The sequence below is a fragment of the Acinetobacter sp. GWC1_38_13 genome (assembly GCF_001767535.1).
Classification (GTDB): Bacteria; Pseudomonadota; Gammaproteobacteria; order Pseudomonadales; family Moraxellaceae; genus Acinetobacter; species Acinetobacter junii.
This window is the reverse complement of the sequence record NZ_MELG01000049.1, coordinates 78,876-81,211: the sequence shown is the minus strand read 5'-3', so window position 1 is coordinate 81,211 and position 2,336 is coordinate 78,876. Positions and strand designations below refer to the sequence as shown.

Annotated in this window: 3 protein-coding genes; 1 reads left to right on the top strand and 2 read right to left on the bottom strand. The window is 39.1% G+C overall.

The window, feature by feature from the left end:
- A partial coding sequence (locus A2003_RS05245; protein ID WP_286686906.1) for an indole-3-glycerol phosphate synthase TrpC occupies positions 1-464 on the bottom strand: 464 nt, incomplete at its 3' end.
- 9 nt (positions 465-473) lie between these two features.
- On the bottom strand, positions 474-1,523 hold the full coding sequence (gene trpD, locus A2003_RS05240) for an anthranilate phosphoribosyltransferase (RefSeq protein ID WP_035338689.1): 1,050 nt from the start codon (positions 1,521-1,523) through the stop codon (positions 474-476).
- 254 nt (positions 1,524-1,777) lie between these two features.
- Between trpD and A2003_RS05235 the strand changes: the two genes are divergently transcribed.
- The coding region (locus A2003_RS05235; protein WP_286686905.1) for an MOSC domain-containing protein at positions 1,778-2,336 on the top strand (559 nt) is incomplete at its 3' end.

Sequence of the window (2,336 nt, the reverse complement as noted above, 5' to 3'; positions counted from 1 at the left end):
TCTTCAAGTTGTTGATCAGATAAACATGCCACGATTAACAAAATACAATCTGCATGTAAGGCACGTGCTTCAACAACATTATAAGGATCAATCAAGAAATCTTTACGTAGCGCTGGTAGGGCACAATGCTGACGCGCAATTGCAATATTCTCATCAGCACCTTGGAAAAAGTCTACATCTGTTAAAACAGAGAGACATGCTGCACCTGCTCGTTCATATTGCTGTGCAATTTCCGCAGGATTAAAATCTGCACGAATCACGCCCTTTGACGGTGATGCCTTCTTGATTTCAGCGATTACAGCGGGGCGTTTGTGTTGTAAAGCATTCGCAAAACCACGAACAGGTGTTGCTTCTTTTGCCCACTGTTCTACATCATGCAAACTACGTTGTTTTAAACGTGCAGTAAGCTCCTCATGTTTGCGGTCAACAATTTTACCTAAAATGGTATTTTGAATATCGATCATGAGAAGTCCTTAGTCAGCCTGATATTGTTTCAATGTTTTAGTAAATTCAGCCAAGATACTCATTTTTTCCAAGGCTTGACCGCCATAAAGAATATCTTGAGCGAGTTCAACTGCTTGTTTATATGTTTTAGTCATGCCAGCCACGTAAATACCAGCACCAGCGTTCAAAGCAATCATATTTGCTGCTTTTTCACCAATTTCAGACTTATCTCGACTCAAAGCATCCTTGATCAACTTTAAACTTTCTTCTGAGCTATTCACCACTAAACCTGTAAGGGTTTGCGATGGGATACCTACTTCATCAGGTGTAAGTGTCCATTCAGTGATTTCACCATCTTTAAGTTCAGCCACAGTAGTTGGCGCAGCAAGACTGATTTCATCTAAACCATCTTTAGAATGTACAACCATTACGTGCACAGCACCGAGTTGTTTTAAAACCTCTGCGATTGGTCGGCAAAGTTCATCTGAGAACACACCTATGACGAAACGATTGACACCAGCTGGATTGGTAAGAGGACCGAGTAAATTAAAAATACTGCGAATACCTAGCTCACGACGTGGAGCAACCGCATAACGCATTGCTTTGTGATGATTCGGCGCAAATAGAAAACCTACACCAATTTCACGGATGCAACGTTCAGTTTGCTGCATATCCAAATCAAGTTGGATACCCATCTGTTCAAGTACATCAGAGGAACCAGATTTACTCGATACACCACGATTGCCATGTTTCGCAATGGTTGCACCAGCGGCAGCAATTACAAAACTAGATGCTGTAGAGACGTTAAATAAATTTTGACCATCGCCACCTGTACCAACAATATCAACTAAATGTGGAATATCACTGACATCAATTTTAATCGCAAACTCACGCATGATACGCGCAGCCGCAGTTATTTCATCAATACTTTCACCCTTCATACGCAAGCCCATCATCAATGCGCCAATTTGTGCATCAGTTGCTTCACCTTGCATGATACTGCGCATTACATCTTCCATTTGAGGTTGGGTAAGATGAATATTTTTAGTAATGTGATTCAGTGCCTGTTGGATATTCATAGTCATGAGTTACAGCATTAGGATTGATTAAAATTTGAAAATAACCTGATTTGGTCGCAATTGGTTCGGTATGACGAAAGAGTAATACTTGAGCTAAAAGCTAGAGAGTTATGTTATCAGAAAATAAAGTGGATTTTATATGCTTTGAATAAAAAGCTGATGTGCTCTAAATTTAGACATATTGCTATAATTTTCCACTATTATACTTGGTTAATAAAAATTGAATTAATTAATATTTTGATGAGAATGTCGATATGTACGTCAGTCAACTTTTAAATTATCCAGTGAAATCTTGTAAAGGAAATCAACTATCTGAAATGGAGATTGATAGTTTTGGACCAAAGTGGGATCGTAGATGGATGCTAGTTGATTGCGATGGTCGTTTTGTGACTCAGCGACAAATTGCTGAAATGGGACAAATAGGAGTTGCTATTTCATCAGAAATCATTCGCTTTTATTATCACTCTGAACATATGGAGCTCAGTTTAATTGAGGCTCAGGGGTATAAAGACGAACGCCTTGTAACTGTTTGGCAAGATCAGGTAAAAGGAAATCGTATTGATCATCCCGTGAATGATTGGATCAGTGATAAATTAGGCAAAAAAGTACAGTTGGTTTATATGCCACAGGAAACGATTCGCCAAGTCGATCTTGAATACGCACAATTTGGAGATCGTGTAGGTTTTGCAGATGGTTTTCCCTTTTTGATTTTAAGTGAAGCATCTGTCCAATTTCTTTCCGAAAAAGTTGGATATTCATTGGATGTACGACGTTTTAGACCGAATATTGTCATCTCTGGTTGTGAGGCTTTTG

What these genes read in the sequence shown, in the direction of transcription:
- trpD (WP_035338689.1), bottom strand. Translation starts at nt 1,523, where the DNA reads ATGAATATCCAACAGGCACTGAATCACATTACTAAAAATATTCATCTT.